Genomic DNA, 20,972 nt, shown 5'->3' with positions numbered 1-20,972 from the left:
GCATGCTTTCGATTATTTCCCCCTATGACCACCATTGCCCGTCCCGAATGCGTTCAAACTGTCAGGTAAACCTTGGGTAAAGAGCCGTTGCGCAGTATGGCGCTGTATGTTCTGCGGGTTTTCAAAATCCTGTGCACCCTCGCTTTCGGGCTGGGCGGAACTGGATAAGCCGTGACTCCGGGTTCATGGCCGGCGGTGCTGGTATTGAGCGATGCAAGGGCCGCGCTTTACCCAAACTCCGGTGCGGATTCGGAATCCTTCAAGTCCAGTCTGTACGCTGCTTGCCAGATGAGATGCGAACAAATCAGCGGGTGTGGCCGTCCCGTCGACGTGCCTTGTGCAAGCGTCTGGATTTTTCTGTGCAATGCTGTTTATTTGTACAGTATGATGCAGTCATGAGCATCGATCAGATCGCCTTCGCACTCCCCGCAGCCCTTGCCGTCTGGCTGTCCCAATCCCGTTCCGCCGCGCTTCGGCGATGGGCCTGCCTCTTCGGCCTGGGGGGCATGCCGTATTGGATTTACAGCGCGCTGTCTGCCGGGCGCTGGGGCATGTTGGCCTTGGCCTGCGTGTTTGCACTGGGGTGGCTTTGGGGACTGTGGGTGCATTGGCTGACTCCCCGGCGGCGTGTGGCCATGGATTCGGGCCTTGGCACGATCCAGATCACGCCGGGCACCCGCTGATGCTTGGGGTGGCAGCCAGCAGCCTTGCGTGGTGCCGATCCTGCAAACGAGCATGAGTTTTGCAGGCGCTGCGCATGATGCGTTCGTGAATTTCAAGCGTTCTCACTGGAATTTGATGCAGGTAAAAGCCGAGTGTTTTGCTGGGTTGGTGTGATTTTCGAGCCGACGCGTTGAACGCCTGGACGGGCTGCGATCTCTATGCCCGGCCGTGCATGGCTGAAAGATCCGGACCGGAATTGCTGCAGCGTGTTCTGCCCTCCTGTGCACTGCGGTGGTGCACTCCTTTTCGCTCTTGGTGCAAGCTCACTGATCAGCCTGCTGCGCTGTGCTTTCGTGGATATTTCCGATGGATGAGTTTGGTCTTGTGCATAAAAAGCCACGGAAATCTGCAGTCTGTGCGGGTGCCGGGATGGCGGCACGCTGGCAGCGGCGAGCAAGTGCGAGGCATAGAATCGTTTGCATACAACAGGCAGCCAGCCATACGACTTGCCTCTAAAAACCACGTGAAATAGCCCACCCCGCCGGCGGTGGGCTTTCTTTTTCGGGCCCTGCTGCGGCGTGCCTGACGCCTGATTTTTCAGTGCGCACCTATGGTTTGCACCTGTTGTCAACCACAAGGTTTGCATACGATGAAATTCACTCTCAACCAACAAGAGGTCGAGATCCAGGGCGTCAGCCCGGAGACGCCGCTGCTTTATGTGCTGCGCAACGACATGCAGCTCAACGGTCCCAAGTTCGGCTGCGGCCTGGGCGAATGCGGCGCATGCGCCGTGCTGATCGACGGCAAGGTGGCCCGCTCCTGCTCCGTTCCCGTGAGCGTGGTCCAGGGCATGAAGGTCACGACGCTGGAAGGCCTGTCCCAGGACGCGACCCAGGCCGAGCACGCCCGCGTGGCGCGTGACTGGGAAGCCGCCCATCCGGCCGCCGTGCCGGGGATGCCTGCCGGCAAGCCGGCAGCCGATGCACCGGGCAAGGCTGTCTACCGACTGCACCCCGTGCAGCAGGCTTTCATTGACGAGCAGGCCGCCCAGTGCGGCTACTGCACCAACGGCATGGTCATGGCCCTGGTGGCCTTGTTCGACCACAAGCCCACGGCCACCGACGAGGAAGTCACCCAGGCCCTGTCCGGCCACCTGTGCCGCTGCGGCACGCATGTGGAAATCATGCGTGCGGCTGCTCGCGCCCGCGTGCTGATCGCCCAGGGAGGTGCAGCATGAGTGCATCCAACCCCCTTCAACTGACGCGCCGCAACCTGCTCAAGCTGGGCGGCATGGTCATGGTCAGCTCGGTGGCGGCCGCTGGCCTGGTGGCTGAAAGCACGGGTACGGCGCCCGCCGTGGCCGGCGCCTTCCCCATTCCCCCCATTGACCGGGTGAGCAGCTTCATCGCCATTGGCGCGGACGGCAGCGTCACGGCCTACCACGGCCACGTGGACCTGGGCACGGGCATCCGTACCTCGCTGGCGCAGCTGGTGGCCGATGAGCTCGATGTGGAGTTCGAACGCATCACCATGGTGCTGGGCCACACGGGCCGCACGCCCAACCAGGGCCCGACCATTGCCAGCAACACCATCCAGGTGGATGCCATCCCCATGCGCAAGGCCGCCGCGCAGGTGCGCCAGCTGCTGCTGGGCCTGGCTGCCGAGAAGCTGCAGCAGCCCGTGTCCGCACTGACCACGTCCAAGGGCGCGGTGGTGGCCAAGGGCGGGCGACGCATCGGCTACGGCGAACTAGCCCAGGGCCAGGACCTGAACATTGCGCTGGACAAGGAAGTGCCGCTGCGCACCGGCGGTTTCAACTACATCGGCAAGTCCGTGCAGCGCGTGGACATTCCGGCCAAGGTGCTGGGCGCGCTGGCCTATGTGCACGATGTGCGCGTGCCGGGCATGCTGCACGGCCGCGTGGTGCGCCCGCCCTATGGCGGTGCCGATGCGTCGGCGCCGCTGGGCAGCAGCCTGATTTCGGTGAACGAACAGTCCGTCGCTCATCTGCCGGGCATCGTCAAGGTGGTGGTGCAGGGCGATTTCGTGGGCATCGTGGCCGAGCGCGAAGAGCAGGCCATTGCCGCCATGCGCCAGCTGGAGGTGAAGTGGAAGGACTGGGCCGGCGTGCCCGACCTGTCGCTGAACGCCATGCACGACACCCTGGTCAAGCACGAGAAGACCGACCGCATGCTGCGCGAGGACGCGGGCATTGACGAGGCCTTCTCGGGCGCCAAGAAGGTGATCGAGGCCGACTACGTCTGGCCCTACCACCTGCATGCCTCCATCGGCCCGTCCTGCGCCGTGGCCGAGGTGTCCGCCAGCCAGATCCAGGTCTGGACCGGATCGCAGAACCCGCACGACGTGCGCAAGGACATCGCCACGCTGACCGGCATGGCGGCCGACCAGATCAATGTGACGCGCCTGGAAGCCTCGGGCTGCTATGGCCGCAATTGCGCGGACGACGTGGCATCCGACGCCGTGCTGCTGTCGCAGGCCGTGGGCCGCCCGGTGCGCGTGCAGCTGATGCGCGAGCAGGAAGCCGCCTGGGAGCCCAAGGGCACGGGCCAATTGATCCGCGTGCGCGGCGGCCTGGACGAGAACCATGCCGTGCTGGGCTATGAGCTCAAGACCTGCTACCCGTCCAACGACGCGGCAGCCCTGGCCCTGATCCTGACGGGCAAGGTGCCCAACAAGTCCAAGGTGCTGCAGATGGGTGACCGTACGGCCATCCCGCAGTACGAGTACCCCAAGATGCGCGTGGTCTCGCAGGATGCGGCGCCCATCGTGCGCGCGTCGTGGATGCGCGGCGTCTCGGCCCTGCCCAACGTCTTTGCCCATGAATGCTGGATCGACGAATGCGCCTACCTGGCCGGTGAAGACCCGCTGGCCTACCGCCTGCGCTACCTGAAGGACCCGCGCGCCGTGGCGCTGACGCATGCTGCGCACAAGCAGGCCGGCTGGCAGGATGGCCCGGCCCACCGCAACCCCGCGCCGGCCGACCAGCGCCTGGTCAAGGGCCGCGGCTTTGCCTATGCCCGCTACTACCACAGCAAGTTCCCTGGATACGGCGCGGCCTGGGCCACCTGGATCTGCGACGTGACCGTGGATCGCGAGACCGGCGTGATCAAGGTGGACAAGGTCTTCGTGGCCCATGACTGCGGCGAGATGGTCAACCCGGCCGGCGTGCGCCACCAGGTGCACGGCAACATCATCCAGTCCACCAGCCGCGTGCTCAAGGAGTACGTGACCTTCGACAGCAAGGGCGTGACCTCGCTGGACTGGGGTGGCTACCCCATCCTGCGCTTTGACGAGCTGCCCGAGATCGACGTGCAACTGGTCGAGCGCCCCGGCGAAGACCCCATGGGCGCGGGCGAATCGGCCTCCGTGCCCAGCGCCGCCGCTGTCTCCAACGCCGTGTTCGACGCCACCGGCGTGCGCCTGCGCGAAGTGCCGTTCACCCCGGCACGCGTGCTGGCCGCACTCAAGGCAAAGGCTGCCGATGCAGCCCCGGCCGACAAGGCACAGAACTGAGAGCGGAGGACCGGAACATGCACACACTCAAGAAAATCACCCTCGGCGTGGTCGGCCTGGCCGCCGTGGCCGGCGCCGCCTTCTGGCTGGCCACGGGCCGCAGCGAAATCGCGCCCCTGCAGCAGATCCCGGTGCAGGAATTCAGCCAGCAGCAGATCGACCAGGGGCGCCGCCTGGCGCACATGGGCGACTGCGCTGTCTGCCACACGGCACCGGGCGGCCAGCGCAACGCAGGCGGCCTGGCCATGCCCAGCCCCTTCGGCACCATCTACTCGACCAACATCACGCCCGATGCCGAAACCGGCATCGGCCGCTGGTCGTACGAGGCCTTCGAGCGCGCCATGCGCCATGGTGTGGACCGCGAGGGCAACTACCTGTACCCCGCCTTCCCGTACACGGCATTCACCCGCGTGACCGATGAGGACATGAAGGCGCTGTATGCCTTCCTGATGACCGAGCCGGCTGTCTCCAACGAGGCACCCAAGACCGCGCTGAACTTCCCGTTCAACGTGCGCCGTGGCCTGGCCCTGTGGAATGCGCTGTACCTGGAGCCGGGCGAGCAGCCCGCGCCCGCCAACCAGTCGGGCGAGTGGATTCGCGGCGCCTACCTGGTCGAAGGCCTGGGCCACTGCGCCGCCTGCCACTCGCCGCGCAACCAGTTCGGCGCCGAGAAAAAGGGTGCCGACCACCTGGCCGGCGCCTTCATCGACGGCTGGGATGCGCCCGCGCTCAACGACAAGGCCGTGGCTCCGCTGCCCTGGACGCGCGAGGACCTGGTCCGCTACATGCAGACCGGTTTCTCGGAGCGCCACGGCGTGGCCGCCGGCCCCATGGCGCCCGTGATCGAAGGCCTGTCCCACCAGTCGGCCGAGGACATCAACGCCATGGCCACCTACCTGATGTCGTACCGCAAGCCTGTGGCAGACGCCGCTGGCGCAGGGGACGCCCAGGCCCTGGTGAAGGAAAAGACCGAGGTTGCCAAGCTGCCGGTCGACGCCCAGGGCTACCGCCTGTACCAGGGCGCCTGCATGGCCTGCCACCGTGCCGACCCCAGCGGCGTGCTGGCCGGCAGCAGCTTCGGGGTGCGTCCCCAGCTGTCGCTGAACACCAACCTGTACAGCGACTCGCCGACCAACGCCATCCATGTGGTGCTCAACGGCATCACGCAACCGGCGCGCCCGCAGCTGGGCACCATGCCCGCCTTCCGCCACAACCTCAGCGACGATCAGATCGCCACGCTGCTCAACACCATGCGCAGCCAGTACGGCCTGCAGCCATGGCCCGGCCTGAGCGACAAGGTCAAGGCCCTGCGCGAGGAAACACGCCCCGGCAAGGTGGCGGCGCACTGAGCCTGCGCTGCGTCATCTGCGCAGCCTGTGTGCTGCGCTAGGATGGCAAGGGACCGCTGTTCCCACAGCGGTCCCTTTTTTTATGGTGACCCGCAAGATGACAAGCCCCATGCCCGACCCCATGCCTGAGCCCATGCCCAATTTCCCCCTGCTGACCGACACCAACCGCCAATGGCTGGATGCACGTGCCCAGGCGCTGGATGCCGGCAACGGCGAGGCCACGGCCGCCGTCGTGCCCTATCTGGCCGAAGCCGGGCTGCTGGGCCACGGCTTGGCTGATGCCTTGGGCGGGCAGGGCGGCCGCGCCGGCAATGCCATCGAGGCGATTGCCCAGGTGGCCACGCACTCCATGTCCGCCGCCTTTGCCTTCTGGGGCCAGCGCGTGCTGATCGAGATGCTGGCGAACACCGGCAATGCGGCCCTGCGCGAGCGCTGGCTGCCCGCGCTGCTGGCGGGCGAGGCGGCCGGTGCCTCGGGGCTGTCCAACATCATGAAATTCCTCAGCGGGCTGGAGGCACTCAACATCCGCGCCACGGCCCGGGAAGGCGGCGGCTGGCTGCTCAACGGCAGCGTGCCCTGGTGCACCAACCTGCGCGGGCCGCGCTTTCTGGCCGCCATTGCCGTGGCGCGTGACGACGGCGCGCCGCCCATGATCGTGGCCCTGCCGTCTGATCGCCCTGGCCTGGAGCGCTCGCCGGATCTGGAGTTGATTGCCCTGCGCGGCACCAACACCGCCGCCTTGCAACTCAAGGACGTGGCCATCACCGAAGACGATTTGCTGGCCGAGCGCGCCGGCGGATTCCTGCCGCGTGTGCGGCCGGCCTTCCTGGGCATGCAATGCGGCCTGTCCATCGGCCTGGCGCGCGCGGCCTGTGCGCAGGCCGCCTCGCGCATGGGGCAGGGCGGGCATGTGCTGCAGCAGCCGCTGGACGATACCCGCAGCCATCTGGAGCAGGCGGTGGCGGCACTCAAGGCCGGTGTAGAGGCCGGCGATTTCGTGGAGGCGCCCGAGCGGCTTTTCGCGCTGCGCCTGGCCCTGCACGACTGCGTGCAGCAGGCCATGCAGCTGGAGCTGCAGACGGCCGGTGGCCGCGCCTACAGCCTGGATGCGGACGATGGCTTTGCCCGCCGCTGGCGTGAATCGGCCTTCATCCCCATCGTCACGCCCAGCGTGATCCAGTTGCGCGCCGAGCTGCAAAAACTGCAAAAGCTCGGCGCCTGACGGTTCATTCCGCCTTGCCTGCGGACGTCAGCGCCGTGTCCAGCAGCAGCAAGGCGGTTTGCACTGCAGCCAGCAGCCGCTGGCGCGGCACGCCATCGCGGGCTTGCACGGAGATGCCGTGCAGTTGCGTGGCATAGAAATCCCCCAGCGCCTGCACATCGGTGCCGGCGCGCAGCTCGCCTTCATCCAGCGCGCGCTGAAGGCGGTCGATCAGGGACTGCGTGCGCTGGCGACGGTGTTCGGCCAGCCAGGCGGCGACTGCCTCGTTTTCCTCGGCGCAATTGGTGGCGGCGGTGACCACCATGCAGCCCAGCGGATGGGCATCGTCCGTATAGGTGGCCACGGCATCGCGCAGCACGCGGGCCAGGGCGTCGCGCACGTGCGGCTCCTGGGCCATGGCGCGGTCGGCAAAGCCGCCATCACCGGCCTCGTAGCGCTGCACGGCCTCGCGGAACAGGTCCTGCTTGCTGCCGAAGGCCGCATAGATGCGCGCTGACGCAATGCCCAGCGCCTGCACCAGGTCGGCCATGGACGTGCCCTCGTAGCCGCGCCGCCAGAACGCCAGCATGGCGCGCTCCAGCGCCTGGTCTCGGTCAAATTCCCTGGGTCTTCCGGCCATCTTCCTCATCCTTCTCAACAGTCAGGGCGGCATCTTAGCGGCGCCGTGATGCTGTCTTGCATCGGCTTCGCAAAAGCAGCCGCGTTGGCGTGATACTATTCTTTGTCGATCAACAAACAATAGCTCAACGCAAGGAAATCACATGCAGACCATCAAGGGCCCCAGCCTTCATCTGGCGCAATTCGCCGACAACAAGGCACCGTTCAATTCCCTGGAAGACATCGCACGCTGGGCAGCCGGCGTGGGCTTCAAGGGCCTGCAGATTCCCGCCTGGGACCAGCGCCTGTTCGACGTGGCCACGGCCGCCAGCAGCCAGACCTATTGCGACGATGTCAACGGCATGCTGGCCTCGCACGGCCTGGTGGCCAGCGAGCTGACCACGCACATCTTTGGCCAGCTCGTGGCCGTGCACCCGGCCTACGACGCCATGTGCGACAGCTTTGCGCCCGAGGCGCTGCGCGGCAATCCGGCCGCACGCACGGCGTGGGCGCTGGAGCAGCTCAAGCTGTCGGCCCGTGCATCGCGCCGCATGGGGCTGAGCGACATGGGCACGTTCTCGGGCTCGTTCGCCTGGCCCTATCTGTTCCCGTTCCCGCAGCGCCCGGCCGGCCTGATCGAAACCGCCTTCGAGGAGCTGGCGCGCCGCTGGCGCCCCATCCTCGACGCCTGCGACGAGCAGGGCGTGAACCTGTGCTACGAAATCCACCCCAGTGAAGACCTGCACGACGGCACCAGCTTCGAGCGCTTCCATGAGCTGGTGGGCCAGCACGCGCGCTGCAAGATCCTGTTCGATCCCAGCCATTTCGTGCTGCAGCAGCTCAACTACCTCGACTACATCGACATCTACCGCGAGCACATCCGCATGTTCCATGTGAAGGATGCGGAGTTCCTGCCCAGCGGGCGCCAGGGCATCTACGGCGGCTATTCCTCGTGGCTGGAGCGGGCAGGGCGCTTCCGTTCGCTGGGCGACGGGCAGGTGGACTTCAAGGCCATCTTCTCCAAGTTCGCCCAGTACGACTACCAGGGCTGGGCCTCGCTGGAATGGGAGTGCTGCCTCAAGGACCAGGAAGACGGGGCACGCGAGGGCGTGGACTTCATCAACCGCCACATCATCCGCGTCACCGACAAGATCTTTGACGACTTCGCCGGCGCTCCCGTGGACCAGCGCCAGATCAACGCCATGCTCGGCATCGCCTGAGCACGCCCGCAGCCAAAGAACCTCAAAAAGAATCCAACAATGAACGCTTTCACATCGAACGCCCTGCGCAAGCAGGAAGACCAGGCCTGCGAGTTCTCGCACGACTACGTGCGCATCGACGGCCGCCGCATCCACTGCATCACGGCCGGGCAGGGCGCGCCCGTGCTGCTGATCCCGGGCTGGCCCCAGACCTGGTATGCCTGGCGCCACGTCATGCAGGCGCTGGCGGCGCAGGGCTTCCAGGCCATTGCCGTCGATCCGCCGGGCACGGGCTTTTCGGACCGGCCCGACACCGGCTACGACACGGGCTCCATCGCGCTGACCCTGCACCGCACCATGCTGGCGCTGGGCCATGAGCGCTACCAGGTCGCCGGCCACGACGTGGGCATGTGGGTGGCCTATGCACTGGCCAGCGACCAGCCGCAGGCCGTGCAGTCCCTGGCGCTGACCGAAGCCGTGATCCCCGGCCTGGCGCCCGAGCCCAGCATCTTTGCGCCGCCAGAGCAGAACATCTTCCTGTGGCACTTCATGTTCAACCAGCTGGCCGACCTGCCCGAGACCCTGATCGCGGGGCGCGAGCGCGCCTACCTGGAATTCATGTTCAACCGCTGGTCGCTGCGGCGCGACCGCGTGGCCGTCGACGTCTATGTCGATGCCTATGCGGCGCCCGGTGGCCTGCGCGGCGGCTTTGCCTACTACCGCGCCATTCCCGAAACCATCCGCCAGAACCGCGAGCGTGCGCTGCGCCCGCTGGCCATGCCCGTGCTGGCCATTGGCGCCGAGCACGCCACGGCCGATGCGCCGCTGGCCACGCTGCGCGGCCATGCCGATGACCTGTCGGGCGTGATCGTGCCGGGCTGCGGCCACTTCATCATGGAGGAAGCCGCCGAGCCCTTCATCGCCGAACTGCTGCCCTTCCTGCAAAGGACGCTGTGACCATGGGCCTGGACGCTGACATTGCGCGCTATCTCGCCGAGCTGGCGCAGGCAACCCAGGCCGTGGCCCCGCCCACGCAGCCCACGCTGGCGGCGCTGCGCGAGGCCACCGACGCCGGGCTGCGCGCCCTGCACGGCCCGGCCGAGGCCGTGACCCGCACCGAAGACTTCACGCTGCCCGCGCGCGACGGTGCGCCGCTGCGCGTGCGCATCTACCGGCCGCTGGCCTCGGTCACACCCACGCCCCAGCCCGCCCTGGTCTTCGCCCACGGCGGCGGCTGGTGCCTGGGTTCGCTGGAGGTCTACGACAACCCCTGCCGCGCGCTGGCCATGTCAACGGGCGCCGTCGTGGTCTCGGTGGACTACCGGCTGGCGCCCGAGCACCGCTTTCCCGTGCCGCTGCATGATTTCTGCGATGCCATTGCCTGGACCTTTGAGCAGGCCGATGCGCTGGGCCTGGACAGCAGGCGCATCGGCGTGGCCGGAGACAGCGCGGGCGGCAACCTCGCGGCCGCAGCCTGCCTGCTGGCGCGGCAGCAAGAAGGCTGGGGAGAGGCGGGCGCACCGGCCATCGCCCACCAGCTGCTGCTGTACCCGGCACTGGACGCGGCCATGGACTCGCCGTCGTTCCTCCAGTTTGGAGAGGGCCACTACCTCACGCGTGCGGCCATGGAGTACTGCTATGGCGCGTACCTGGGCGATGCGGCATCGGGGCGGCACGAACTTGTCTCTCCGCTGCGCGCGGACCACGTGGCAGGCCTGCCGCCTGCCACGGTGATCAGCTGCGAATACGACCCGCTGCGCGACGAGGCCGAAGCCTATGCGCAGCGGCTGGCGCAGGCCGGTGTGGCGGTGCAGGCCGTGCGCCTGCCCGGCATGGTGCACGCCTGCATGCACATGCTGGGGCTGGCGCCGGCATCACGCCGCCTGTTTGACGAAGCGGGTGCCGCCGTGCGCCAGGCTTTCGGCACGGCCATCGGCTGAGGGTTGCCGGGTGCAGGTCAGGCCTGTGCCAGGAACACGGCCACCAGCGCATTCGCATGGCCGTGCCCCATCTGGTGCTGGGCCTTGAGCCAGCCCACCAGTTCCATGTGCTTGCGGGTGTCCTGCTGTTGCAGCAGGTCCATCCAGTGCGCAATCGGCTGGCCGTAGGTCTTCTCGATGGAAGGGAAATACGAGGCCGGTCCCTTGACCTTGCTTGTCTCCGTCATGGCGCTTGTCCTTTTTCTGTGATGCGGGTGGCAGATTGTGCCGCTGGCGCTGTCCGGGCCGGCAGGCAGGGTCAGGTCAGGAACAGCACATCCTTGTGCTGCGGCACAGGGGGCAGCACCTCGCCGGTCAGCTCGCGCAGCGTGGCCTCGATCATCTGCGACATGGCGTCCAGCGCCAGATCGTTGGGCGCCGTGCCGAAGGGCTCCTCCAGCTCGGCGCCCAGTGCCTCCAGCGCGAAGAAGGTGTAGGCGATGAAGGCCACGATCACCGGCGTCATGAAGCCGATGGAATCCACCAGGCCGAAGGGCAGCAGCAGGCAGTACAGGTAGATGGTGCGGTGGATGATCACTGCGTAGGTGAAGGGGATGGGCGTGCCCGCAATGCGCTCGCAGCCGCCCAGTGCCTCGCCCAGCTTGCACAGCGGCGCCTCCATGGCGGGCACCAGCACGGGCTGCAGGCTGCCGTCGCTGCGGCGCGCCTGCAGCCATTCGCCGGCCATGAGCAGCAGCACGGCAGGCTTGAAGCGCGCCGTGGCCAGGCGCTCGCAGTCGGCGGCGGGCAGCAGGCGGCGCATGTCGGCCGCGGCATCGGTGCCGCGCAACTGGTGGCGCAGCGCGTGCACAAAGGCCGCCAGCACCATGGCCAGGGCCGGGGCGTGCTGCGGTGCATCGGTCAAGGTCCGGGCCTGGCGCACCAGGGAGCGCGTCTCGTTGAGCAGGGTGCCCCACAGCGTGCGCGCCTCCCAATAGCGCGCGTAGCTGGTGCTGTTGCGAAAGCCCAGGAAGATGGCCAGCGTCAGCCCGATCAGCGAAAACGGCACGAAGTTCAGCGGCACCTTCCAGGCGAACAGCTGGCCGTGCAGGGCCGTGACCAGCACGGCGAACAGGGTGGCGGCCATCAGCTGGGGCAGGATGTCGGGCAGCACCGAGCCGCGCAGCACGAAGAGCATGCGCAGCCAGTGGGGGCGGGGCCGGATGATCATGAAAGCTTGTTCCGTGATGGAAAAGAGGGCGCAAGTGGGGGCAAGAGGGCGCAGCAGCCCCGCAACTCTAACCGCCCCGCGCAGTCAGTGCGCCACCTGCGCGCCACCCTGCACGCGCTGGCTGCGGCTTCAAAGATCGCTGCCGTGGCTGCCGTGGCTGCTGTGGCTGTCGTGGTTGCCGTCTGGCTGGAGAAGGGCCTGTGCCGTGACCGCTGCTGCCTGCTCCGCCTGCCATGCCCTGCGCATGGAAGAGGGCGCCACCGTTGCGCGCGGGGATGGCTGGCTGGTGATGGTGCCCAGGCTGATGAAGCCGGCCAGGTGCTCGCCCTCGCGCAAACCCAGCGCTGAATGCAGGGCCGGGTCAAAACAGCGCTCCCCACTGAGCACGATGGCACCAAAGCCCAAATGGTGGGCGGCATTGAGGAAGTTGCCCAGGGCAGCCCCTGCGGCCAGCCATTGCTCGCGCATGGGAACGCGCGAGCGCAGCTATACAGCGAAATGCGTGCGCAGAATGCTTGCCGAACCTCGCCAGGCGTCAGGCCTTGGTCAGCTCCTGAGGTGCCTGGCCCAGCGTCGCAATCAACTGCCCATACATGGCATCCACGGCCGCCGAGCCCTGCGAGGCCTTGCTGCGCAGGGCCGACACTTCCATGGACACCAGCGGCGGCAGCTCGAAGCCGGCCGGCAGGTTCTGCAGCACCTGCAGGTGCGGCGGCACGCTGCAGCGCGTGAACACGGCCACGGCCAGGCCGCTTTCCACGGCGGCCAGCTGGCCGGCAAGGCTGGAGCTGTGATAGACCACGCGGTGCGCGCGCCGCTGGGCTGCCAAGCTGGACAGCGCGGCCGTGCGCGCCAGGCTGGCGGCCTCGTAGACGGCAATCGGCAGGGGATTCTTCCTCCACACCTCGTGCTGCGGCGCGCCCACCCAGACCAGGGGCTCGTGGAACAGCAGGCGCCCGCGCTGGGGCCTGTCGCGCGAGACCAGGGCCAGGTCCAGCGTGCCGCGCACCACTTGCGGGATGAGTGCAGTGGACTGCTCGCAGGTCAGCTCGATCTCCACGCCCTGGTAGCGGCCCGCGAAGCTGCGCAGCACGGGCGTCAGATAGGTGGATGCGTAGTCGTCCGGCACGCCCAGCCGCACGCGCCCGGACAGGTCGGGGCCGAACAGTGCCGCCTGCGCCTGGGCTTGCAGCTCCAGCATGCGCCGCGCATAGCCCAGCAGCTCGGCGCCTGCGGGCGTCAGCTGCAGATGGCGCGGGCCGCGCAGCAGCACGGGCCGGCCCAGGGCGGTCTCCAGCTTCTTGATCTGCATGCTCACGGCGGCCTGTGATCGGTGCAGCAGCGGCGCGGCAGCCGAGAGCGAGCCCGCATCCACCACGGCCACCAGGGCGCGCAGCCAGTCGATCTGCAGGTCGGGGTGGTTCACGGCATGCTCCATGGATTCGAATATCGAATACTAAACCTGCAAACTATTTGCTTTACGAGAATTTCCTGCCACGAGACGATCGTGGCCATGCAAGACAGAACCCATTCGTTACAGGCCGCATCCGTAGCCTCCGCCGCGACCGCACAAGCCGCTCCCACAGCGCAGGAGACACGCGGCCAGTGGCTGATGATCGCGGGCGGCGTGCTGCTGGGCACCGTGGGCGTGTTCGTGCAGGAGGCCGGACAGCATCCGTTGGTCACCGTGCTGTTTCGCTGCGCCTTCGGTGCCCTGGCGCTGCTGGCCTGGGGGCTGGCCACGGGCCGCGTGCGGGAGTTGCGCGTGCGCGGCAGGAGCTGGCCGGTGGTGGCGGCGACCGGCGTCCTCATGGTGCTGAACTGGGCGCTGTTCTTTGCGGCCATACCGCGCACCTCCATTGGCGTGGCCACCATCGTGTTCCACATCCAGCCGGTGTGGATCATGCTGTTCGGCACCCTGGTGCTGCGCGAGGCCGTGGCGCCACGGCAGGCGGTGGCCGTGGTGGCGGCGTTGCTGGGACTGGTGTTGACCACGGGGCGGCTGGGTGGCGATGCGGCGGCCTGGGGACCGGACCATGTGTCCGGACTGCTCATGTGCCTGGCCGGCTCGCTGTGCTATGCGGCCGTGACCATCCTGGCCAAGACCGAGAAAGTGGTCACGCCGTTTGCGCTGGCCTGGTGGCAATGCGCGGTTGGCACCGTGCTGCTGCTGTGGGTGCCGCTGGTTCATGGCTGGCCGCAGGCGCCGTCATCCTGGGCTTGGCTGGCAGGGCTGGGCGTGCTGCACACGGGCCTGGCCTACGCCATTCTCTTTGCGGGCATGGCCCGCCTCACGCTGGGCCGCATCGCCGTGCTGCAGTACGTCTATCCGCTGACGGCCATCGTGCTGGACTGGGCCGTCTACGGGCGTGGGCTGGACGCGGTGCAACTGGCCGGTGTGGGCCTGATGGCCGGGGCGCTGCTGGTGGTCAAGGCCCGACAGCTGCGATGAGCCGTGCGGGCGATGAGCCGTGCGGGCCTTGTGCGCAGGGCCTACTCCTTGCCCAGCGCCTTGTACTGCTCGTACAACTCGTCGGCCAGCCGGCGCAGGGCGCGGCCTATGGCGGCGTACTCGTACTCGTTGAGGTTGGCCAGCGAGGCGCGGCCCGAGGGGCGGTCGGAGCCGAAGCCCCGGCCCGGCAGCAGCACGATGCCGGTCTCATCGGCCACGCGGAACAGCATGTCGCCCGTGGACGACTGCTGCACCGCCCATTGCGAGAAGGCCTCGCCGTAGAGCCGGCAAGTGACGTTCTGCAGGTCGATCAGCGTGTAGTAGTTGACCGAGTTGGGGTTCTCCAGCGGGGGCATGCCCAGCTCGCGGTACAGCGTGGCCTCGCGGCGGCGGATCAGCTGCTTGAGGGCCTGCTTGTAGGCGTCCGCTTCATCCATGAGCGCAAACAGCGAGAACAGCACCATCTGCACCTGCTGCGGCGTGGACAGGCCGGCCGTGTGGTTCAGCGCCACCACGCGGCTGTCGGCCACCAGGCGGTCGATGAACTTGAGCGAGCGCACATCGGGCAGCAGCGAGCGGTAGCGGTGGTCCAGCGCCTTCTTGGCGGACTCGGGCAACTGCGCCAGCGCATGGTCGAACACGTTGTCCTTGTGCGCCGCGATCACGCCCAGGCGCCAGCCCGTGGCCCCGAAATACTTGGAGAACGAATACACCAGCAGCGTGTTCCGAGGGCAGACCGAGAACAGGGACTGGAATTCATCGGCAAAGGTGCCGTAGACATCGTCGGTCAGGATCAGCAGGTCGGGCCGCTGCTCGGCCACGATGGCGCGCACGCGGTCCAGGCTGCGCTGGTCCATCTTCACGGACGGCGGGTTGCTGGGGTTCACGCAGAAGAAGATCTTGACGTCCGGGTCCTTGAGCTTGTCCAGCTCGGCGTCGGAGTACTGCCAGCCGTTGTCGGGGTCGGCGTGGATGGGCACTTCCTTGAGGTCGTACTGGGCCAGTTCGGGAATCTCGATATACGGCGTGAACACCGGCATGCCGATGGCCACCTTGTCGCCGGCCTTGAGCAGGCCGCTGATGCGAAGGCTCTCGAAGATATAGGCCATGGCCGCCGTGCCGCCCTCGACCGCGAACAGGTCCACCGACTCGGGCGGCACGGCGCCGCCTGCCATCTCGCGCACGATGTACTGGCGCACGATCTGCTCGCTCACGGTGAGCATGCGCGGCGGCACGGGGTAGTTGCAGCCCAGGATGCCGTCCACCATCTCGTGCAGGAAGGCGGCGGGGTCCAGCCCCAGCTGGTCGCGCACATAGCTCAGCGACTTGCCCAGGAACTTCACGCCCTCCTGGTCGCGGTGCTCGGCGATGAAGCGCTCGAAGCGGCCCTCGATGCCGTCGAGCTTGGCCAGCCCGCCCACGCCCACCGTCATGTAGGAGTACGACAGCTCCGACTCCGCCGCCGCGAACAGCCCCAGCCGGAAGAAGGCCCGGCGCGGCGTGGTCGCCAGGAAGTTGGGATTGCCGCGCCCCGCATTGAGCATGAGGCGGTTGGCCTTGCCCGAGGCCACCTTGATCAGTTCGTCCTTGAGTTCGAACGGGCTCAAATTCGCCAGACTCCGATAATCCTTGCTCATTGCGCAGCTCCTTGTGATGGTCCTTGGTGGTCCTTGGGGATCGGTCAGGGGTGATCAGGCAAAGGCGATGACCAGCGGACCCAGCAACGTGAGGAACACATTGGCCAGCGCATAGGTGATCGCGAACGGTGCCGTGGGAATCGAGTTGCCGGCCTTGTCCAGAATCTCGCCAAACGCCGGGTTGGCGCTGCGCGCCCCCGACAGCGAGCCCGCGAACACGGCCACGTTGTCATAGCGCAGCACGTACTTGCCGAACAGCATGGCGATCAGCAGCGGCACGATGGTCACCACCACGCCCAGCAGGAACAGCGTCAGGCCCTGCTGCATCACCGTGGTCACGGCCTGCTGGCCCGACTGCAGGCCCACCATGGCCACGAAGCCGGCCAGGCCCAGGTCGCGCAGCAGCGTGGAAGCGGCCGTGGGCATGTTGCCGAAGGTGTGCTTGCGGCTGCGCCACCAGCCGAACAGCAGGCCGGCGAGCAGGGCGCCGCCGCCGCTGCCCAGCGTGATGGGAATGGAGCCCAGGCGCAGCACCAGCAGCCCGATCAGCAGGCCCACCGTGATGCCCAGGCCGTGGAAGACAAAGTCCGTCTTGTCGCTGGGAACGATGATGGGGCCCACCGACTGCGCAGCCTTTTGCACATCCTGCGGCGTGCCGAACAGCGTCACCACATCGCCCGGCATGACCATGGTGGCCGGCGCAATCGGCACCGGCGTGCCCGCGCGCATCAGCGCCACCGCATACACGCCGTGCTTGAACTCCTGCGACAGGCTGTCCAGGATGTCCTTCACGCTGCGGTTCAGGTACTGGTTGTTGGAGATGGCCACGTCGCGCCGCACCATCACCACGTCCATGCCCTCGGCGCCCTGCAGCTCCTCGCCCACCGAGGCGCCCAGCGCCACCACGGCCGCGCGCCGGCCCACCAGCAAGATGATGTCGCCGGCTTCCAGCGCCAGGCTGCCGTCCACGCCCACCATCGCGTTTTTGCGCTGTATGCGCTCCACCGTCACCGTGCCGCCGTTGGCGGTGGCGCTGGCCTCCAGCTCCGCCACGGTGCGGCCCGCCTGGCCCACGCGGAAAATGCGGCCCACCAGATCCGGCACGGCCGGTGACTCGCCAGTTCCGTACACGCGCACGCCCTTGAGCAGCTCCTGCTCGGCCTGGATCGCGTCCTCGCGGATCTTGCGGCCCGTCAGCCACTGCAGCACGTTCACGCACATGATGATGGCGCCGAAGGAGCCGAAGATATAGGTCACCGCATAGCCGATGGCCACATTGGCCTGCATGCGCTGCACCTCGTCGGGCGCCAGCCCCAGCTTCTCGATGGCCGAGCCCGCCGTGCCGATGATGGCCGACTGCGTCAGCCCGCCCGCCGCCAGCCCCGCCGCCAGCCCCTTGTCCAGATGGAACACCCGGGCAATCACCACCACCGTGACCAGCCCCGACACGGCCACCACCAGGGCCATCAGGATCTCCTTGACCGACTGCCGCCCCAGTGAACGGAAGAACTGCGGCCCGCTCTCGAAACCCACGGCATAGATGAACAGCGCGAACAGCACCGCCTTGATGCCCGAATCGATGGTCACCCCCACCTGGCTGATCAGCACCGCCGCCAGCAGCGACCCCGCCACGCCCCCCAGCTGGAACGACCCGAACCTGAACTTGCCCACCCAGTAACCGAGCGCCAAGGCAGCGAACAGCGCGATTTCCGGAGCCTGATGAAAGATGCTTCTGAGAAAGTCCACAGCCACCTCTGCTTCTGGGTTGAGGTCCACGGCGGTGCAAGGCAACGGAAGCGGCTGCCCCGGGAGGGCAGGGGGCATTGCGTGCGCGTGGACTGGGAAACGGCGAGTCGCTATTGGAAATAGCTATCGAAAATACTTCTGCACAAATGATTGTGACCAAGAAATATTCAATCGAATATGGCTATTTCATTGGCTTCTTTGGGTCAATCCTTGTTGAGAACAGAGCCACTATTCACGACAAAGACCAACGGCAATGTAGGACTGCGCCGTCAGCAAAAGCGGATACATATACAAGCCTGCCTTGCTTGCAGGCCCAGGATTCCAGTTTTTGGATGAAATCTATTGCCCGCCAGCTGAATTCATCAATTACGCATCTCGCGACCAGATGAGGTGGAGCTCTCCATCCACAAAACCGGCGCTCACCGCTTGCGACTGGCGCAGCCGAAGGGCTCCTGCCGCTTCCGAGGCCACGTAGGAGCCAAGCAGTTTCCTGGCAGCAGCAAGTCCTTTCTCCCAATCGCTTCCCACGACTTCGTGCGGCAACTCGAAGTGAGGGTCGTCGGACATGAATATGTCATCGCACGCCCAGTCCGGGTCCTGCGGGTCGTAGGTCGGGCAGCCCACAATCTGGAGCTCGTGCGATGTGGGCGAGTCATACAGATTGAAGTGGAATGCCGCGATTCCTTCTGGCAGATCGCCGGACAGTGTTTCGTCGACCCATTGGGAAAATTGCTTTTCAATTGCTTTCATGGTTTCAATATTCTGATGCAATGTGGATCAAAAAATCTTTCCATCATATAGGGAAGTCTGAAAGAAAGAATTGATTTGCATGCTTCAAAAAATATCCGGCTCCGGCACAGCCCGCCCAAAACCCGTCTCCAGAAAATCAAAATCGCATCCCTCATTGGCCTGCAGGATATGGCGGCCGAACAGCCAGCCATAGCCGCGCTCGTAGCGCGCGGGCGGGGGCGTCCATGCGGCGCGGCGGGTGGCGAGTTCTGAGTCGCTGACTTCCAGGTGGATGCGGCGGGCGGGCACGTCCACCGTGATGCGGTCGCCCGTCTTGACCAGGGCCAGCGGCCCGCCCACGGCGGATTCGGGTGAGCAGTGCAGCAGGCAGCCGCCGTAGCTGGTGCCGCTCATGCGGGCGTCGGACAGGCGCAGCATGTCTTTCACACCTTGCTTGAGCAGCCTGGTGGGAATGGGCAGCATGCCCCATTCGGGCATGCCCGCGCCCTTGGGGCCGGCGTTGCGCAGCACCAGGATGTCTTCGCCGTTCACATCGAGATGGGGGTCGTCCACGGCCTGCTTGAGGCTGGGGTAGTCGTCGAACACCAGGGCGCGGCCCGTGTGGCGCAGCAGGTGTGGGGCGCAGGCGCTGGGCTTGATGACCACGCCGTCCGGCGCCAGGTTGCCGCGCAGCACGGCCAGCGCCCCTTCTGCGTAGATGGGGCTGGACAGGGGGCGGATCACGTCGTCCTGGTGGACCTGGCTGCCCGCAATGTTCTCGCCCAGGGTCTTGCCGTTGACCGTCATGGCCCCGGTGTCCAGATGCGGGCGGATACGTTCCAGCAGGGCGCGCAGGCCGCCTGCATAGAAGAAGTCCTCCATCAGATAGCGGTCGCCGCTGGGCCGGATGTTGGCGATCACGGGCACGCGGCGGCTGAAGGCGTCGAAGTCATCGAGGCTGACCGGATGGCCCGCGCGCCGCGACATGGCGATCAGGTGAATGATGGCGTTGGTGGAGCAGCCCATGGCCATGGCGCAGGCAATGCCGTTCTCGAAATGCGCACGGGTGAGCATGCGGGCGGGCGTGAGGTCTTCCCACACCATCTGCACGATGCGGCGGCCGCACTCGGAGCTCATGCGGATGTGGTTGGCGTCGGCGGCCGGAATGGACGAAGCGCCCGGCAGCGCCAGGCCCACGGCCTCGGCAATGCCCATCATGGTGGCCGCCGTGCCCATGGTCATGCAGGTGCCGTGGCTGCGGGCAATGCCGGCTTCCATCTCGCGCCAGGCCTGCTCGTCCAGGCGGCCGGCGCGGCGTTCGTCCCAGAACTTGAAGGCGTCCGAGCCCGAGCCCAGCACCTGCCCCTTCCAGTTGCCGCGCAGCATGGGGCCGGCCGGCAGGTAGATGAAGGGAAGGCCCATGGAGATCGCCCCCATGGTCAGCCCCGGCGTGGTCTTGTCGCAGCCGCCCATGAGCACGGCGCCGTCCACCGGGTGGCTGCGCAGCAGCTCCTCCGTCTCCATGGCCAGGAAGTTGCGATAGACCATGGTCGTGGGCTTGACCATGCTTTCCGACAGCGAGATGGCCGGCAGCTCCAGCGGAAAGCCGCCCGCCTGCAGCACGCCGCGCTTGACGTCTTCCACGCGCTGTTTGAAATGGGCGTGGCACTGGTTGGCATCGCTCCAGGTATTGACGATGGCGATCACGGGCTTGCCCATCCAGTCCTCGTAGCCATAGCCCATCTGCAGCACGCGCGAGCGGTGGCCGAAGGAGCGGAAATCATCGGGAGCAAACCAGCGTGCGCTGCGCAGGGATTCGGGGGAACGTGTCATGGTTGTGGGCTCCTCAGTGGCTGCCGGCGGTGGATGCGGGCCCTGGCGGGTTCGCTGCCAGCAGCCCTTGCCTGAAGCGCGCCGCCGCCGCATCCAGCCCGTCGCGCAGCAAGAGCGTGTCCAGCGCCACGGCCACGAACTGCGCGCCCAGCTCCAGGCATTCGCGCGCCCGTGCCTCGTCCACCATCAGGATCCCCGGCGCCTTGCCGCAGGCGCGGATGCGGGCGATGGCCTGGTCGATGGCCCGGTTCACCACAGGGTGGCGCGCCTGGCCCGGATAGCCCAGGCTGGCCGACAGGTCGGCGGGGCCGATGAAGATGCCGTCCACGCCATCGACGGCCGCAATCGCCTCGATCTGCTCCAGCGCCTCGGCCGTCTCCACCTGCACCAGCAGGCACAGCTCGTCGGCCGCACGTGCCACATAGTCGGCCGTGCGCCCGAAGTTGGCCGCGCGAGTGGAACCGCCCATGCCGCGCATGCCCTGGGGGGGCATAGCGCATGGCGCGCACGGCATCCCGCGCTTGCTGCGCGTTCTGCACAAAGGGCAGCAGCAGGGACTGGGCGCCCAGGTCCAGGTAGCGCTTGATCAGCACCGCATCGTTGCAGGCGGGCCGCACCACGGCATGCACGGGCAGGGCGCCCGGTGCGGGCAGGGCGGCGGCCACGGCCTGCAGCTGGCCCAGCATCAGCGGCACGTCGGTGGGCGTGTGCTCGGTATCGAGCAGCACCCAGTCGTAGCCCGCGCCGCCGATCATCTCGCAGACAAAGGGGGAGGGAATGGTGGACCACAGGCCGATCTGCGGGCGGCCTTCGCGCAGCGCGCGCTTGAACGTATTGGCGGGCAGCATGCTCATGGGGACT

Annotated in this window: 18 protein-coding genes and 1 pseudogene; 9 read left to right on the top strand and 10 right to left on the bottom strand. The window is 67.1% G+C overall.

Going from position 1 to position 20,972, the window contains the following annotated elements; translation table 11 throughout:
• The first annotated feature begins 395 nt into the window (after nt 1–395).
• The 5 genes from AC5I49_RS25960 to AC5I49_RS25940 all read left to right on the top strand — a co-directional run bounded on the left by AC5I49_RS25960 (nt 396) and on the right by AC5I49_RS25940 (nt 6,768).
• Nucleotides 396–683, top strand: coding sequence for a hypothetical protein (locus AC5I49_RS25960; protein ID WP_016447059.1), 288 nt, complete (start codon nt 396–398; stop codon nt 681–683).
• Nucleotides 684–1,312: 629 nt separating this feature from the next.
• Complete coding sequence (locus AC5I49_RS25955) at nt 1,313–1,900, top strand: (2Fe-2S)-binding protein (RefSeq protein ID WP_046240169.1); 588 nt, start codon at nt 1,313–1,315, stop codon at nt 1,898–1,900.
• Nucleotides 1,897–4,197 (top strand): xanthine dehydrogenase family protein molybdopterin-binding subunit, encoded by a 2,301-nt coding sequence (locus AC5I49_RS25950; RefSeq protein WP_252652098.1) that lies wholly within the window; start codon nt 1,897–1,899, stop codon nt 4,195–4,197. The genes AC5I49_RS25955 and AC5I49_RS25950 overlap by 4 nt, the downstream gene beginning before the upstream one ends.
• A gap of 17 nt (nt 4,198–4,214) precedes the next feature.
• Nucleotides 4,215–5,546, top strand: coding sequence for a c-type cytochrome (locus AC5I49_RS25945; protein ID WP_016447056.1), 1,332 nt, complete (start codon nt 4,215–4,217; stop codon nt 5,544–5,546).
• A gap of 82 nt (nt 5,547–5,628) precedes the next feature.
• Complete coding sequence (locus AC5I49_RS25940) at nt 5,629–6,768, top strand: acyl-CoA dehydrogenase family protein (RefSeq protein WP_495790109.1); 1,140 nt, start codon at nt 5,629–5,631, stop codon at nt 6,766–6,768.
• 4 nt (nt 6,769–6,772) lie between these two features.
• On the opposite strand, the gene AC5I49_RS25935 is transcribed toward AC5I49_RS25940, so the two are convergent.
• The gene (locus AC5I49_RS25935) at nt 6,773–7,387 is read right to left on the bottom strand and encodes a TetR/AcrR family transcriptional regulator (RefSeq protein WP_495790108.1); all 615 of its coding nucleotides are present in this window, start codon (nt 7,385–7,387) and stop codon (nt 6,773–6,775) included.
• A 142-nt stretch (nt 7,388–7,529) separates the two neighbouring features.
• Between AC5I49_RS25935 and AC5I49_RS25930 the strand changes: the two genes are divergently transcribed.
• The 3 genes from AC5I49_RS25930 to AC5I49_RS25920 are packed head-to-tail and all read left to right on the top strand — an operon-like array spanning nt 7,530 to nt 10,504.
• Nucleotides 7,530–8,585, top strand: coding sequence for a sugar phosphate isomerase/epimerase family protein (locus tag AC5I49_RS25930; RefSeq protein ID WP_016447053.1), 1,056 nt, complete (start codon nt 7,530–7,532; stop codon nt 8,583–8,585).
• 39 nt (nt 8,586–8,624) lie between these two features.
• Nucleotides 8,625–9,521 carry an alpha/beta fold hydrolase gene (locus tag AC5I49_RS25925; RefSeq protein ID WP_012205750.1) on the top strand — a complete coding sequence of 299 codons (897 nt, stop codon included), beginning with the start codon at nt 8,625–8,627 and terminating at the stop codon, nt 9,519–9,521.
• Nucleotides 9,522–9,523: 2 nt separating this feature from the next.
• The gene (locus AC5I49_RS25920; RefSeq protein WP_016447051.1) at nt 9,524–10,504 is read left to right on the top strand and encodes an alpha/beta hydrolase; all 981 of its coding nucleotides are present in this window, start codon (nt 9,524–9,526) and stop codon (nt 10,502–10,504) included.
• A gap of 17 nt (nt 10,505–10,521) precedes the next feature.
• Here the strand turns inward: AC5I49_RS25920 and AC5I49_RS25915 are convergent, their stop codons facing one another.
• From AC5I49_RS25915 to AC5I49_RS25900, 4 genes are all read right to left on the bottom strand, one after another.
• Nucleotides 10,522–10,731, bottom strand: a complete 210-nt coding sequence (locus AC5I49_RS25915) for a DUF4287 domain-containing protein (protein WP_013802290.1) — start codon at nt 10,729–10,731, stop codon at nt 10,522–10,524.
• 71 nt (nt 10,732–10,802) lie between these two features.
• Nucleotides 10,803–11,714 (bottom strand): bestrophin family protein, encoded by a 912-nt coding sequence (locus tag AC5I49_RS25910; RefSeq protein ID WP_047327316.1) that lies wholly within the window; start codon nt 11,712–11,714, stop codon nt 10,803–10,805.
• 129 nt (nt 11,715–11,843) lie between these two features.
• Complete coding sequence (locus tag AC5I49_RS25905) at nt 11,844–12,182, bottom strand: nitroreductase family protein (RefSeq protein WP_495790107.1); 339 nt, start codon at nt 12,180–12,182, stop codon at nt 11,844–11,846.
• 67 nt (nt 12,183–12,249) lie between these two features.
• A complete protein-coding gene (locus tag AC5I49_RS25900; protein ID WP_392444350.1) occupies nt 12,250–13,152 on the bottom strand; it encodes a LysR family transcriptional regulator in 903 nt (300 codons plus the stop codon).
• Nucleotides 13,153–13,227: 75 nt separating this feature from the next.
• On the opposite strand from AC5I49_RS25900, the gene AC5I49_RS25895 reads away from it, so the two are divergent.
• Complete coding sequence (locus AC5I49_RS25895) at nt 13,228–14,166, top strand: DMT family transporter (protein ID WP_495790106.1); 939 nt, start codon at nt 13,228–13,230, stop codon at nt 14,164–14,166.
• Nucleotides 14,167–14,207: 41 nt separating this feature from the next.
• On the opposite strand, the gene AC5I49_RS25890 is transcribed toward AC5I49_RS25895, so the two are convergent.
• The 5 genes and pseudogenes from AC5I49_RS25890 to AC5I49_RS25870 form a co-directional block, all read right to left on the bottom strand.
• Complete coding sequence (locus AC5I49_RS25890) at nt 14,208–15,803, bottom strand: bifunctional aspartate transaminase/aspartate 4-decarboxylase (RefSeq protein WP_016447046.1); 1,596 nt, start codon at nt 15,801–15,803, stop codon at nt 14,208–14,210.
• Nucleotides 15,804–15,857: 54 nt separating this feature from the next.
• Nucleotides 15,858–17,549 carry an aspartate-alanine antiporter gene (aspT, locus tag AC5I49_RS25885; RefSeq protein WP_205626944.1) on the bottom strand — a complete coding sequence of 564 codons (1,692 nt, stop codon included), beginning with the start codon at nt 17,547–17,549 and terminating at the stop codon, nt 15,858–15,860.
• A gap of 366 nt (nt 17,550–17,915) precedes the next feature.
• Nucleotides 17,916–18,299 carry a hypothetical protein gene (locus tag AC5I49_RS25880; RefSeq protein ID WP_151020195.1) on the bottom strand — a complete coding sequence of 128 codons (384 nt, stop codon included), beginning with the start codon at nt 18,297–18,299 and terminating at the stop codon, nt 17,916–17,918.
• A gap of 84 nt (nt 18,300–18,383) precedes the next feature.
• Nucleotides 18,384–20,111, bottom strand: coding sequence for an L-arabinonate dehydratase (araD, locus tag AC5I49_RS25875; RefSeq protein WP_495790105.1), 1,728 nt, complete (start codon nt 20,109–20,111; stop codon nt 18,384–18,386).
• Between the two features lie 13 nt (nt 20,112–20,124).
• Nucleotides 20,125–20,965, bottom strand: a pseudogene (locus AC5I49_RS25870) (HpcH/HpaI aldolase family protein).
• Between the last annotated feature and the right edge of the window lie 7 nt (nt 20,966–20,972).

The sequence above is a fragment of the Delftia sp. genome, from assembly GCF_059499305.1.
This window is presented reverse-complemented; position numbering and strand designations above follow the sequence as displayed.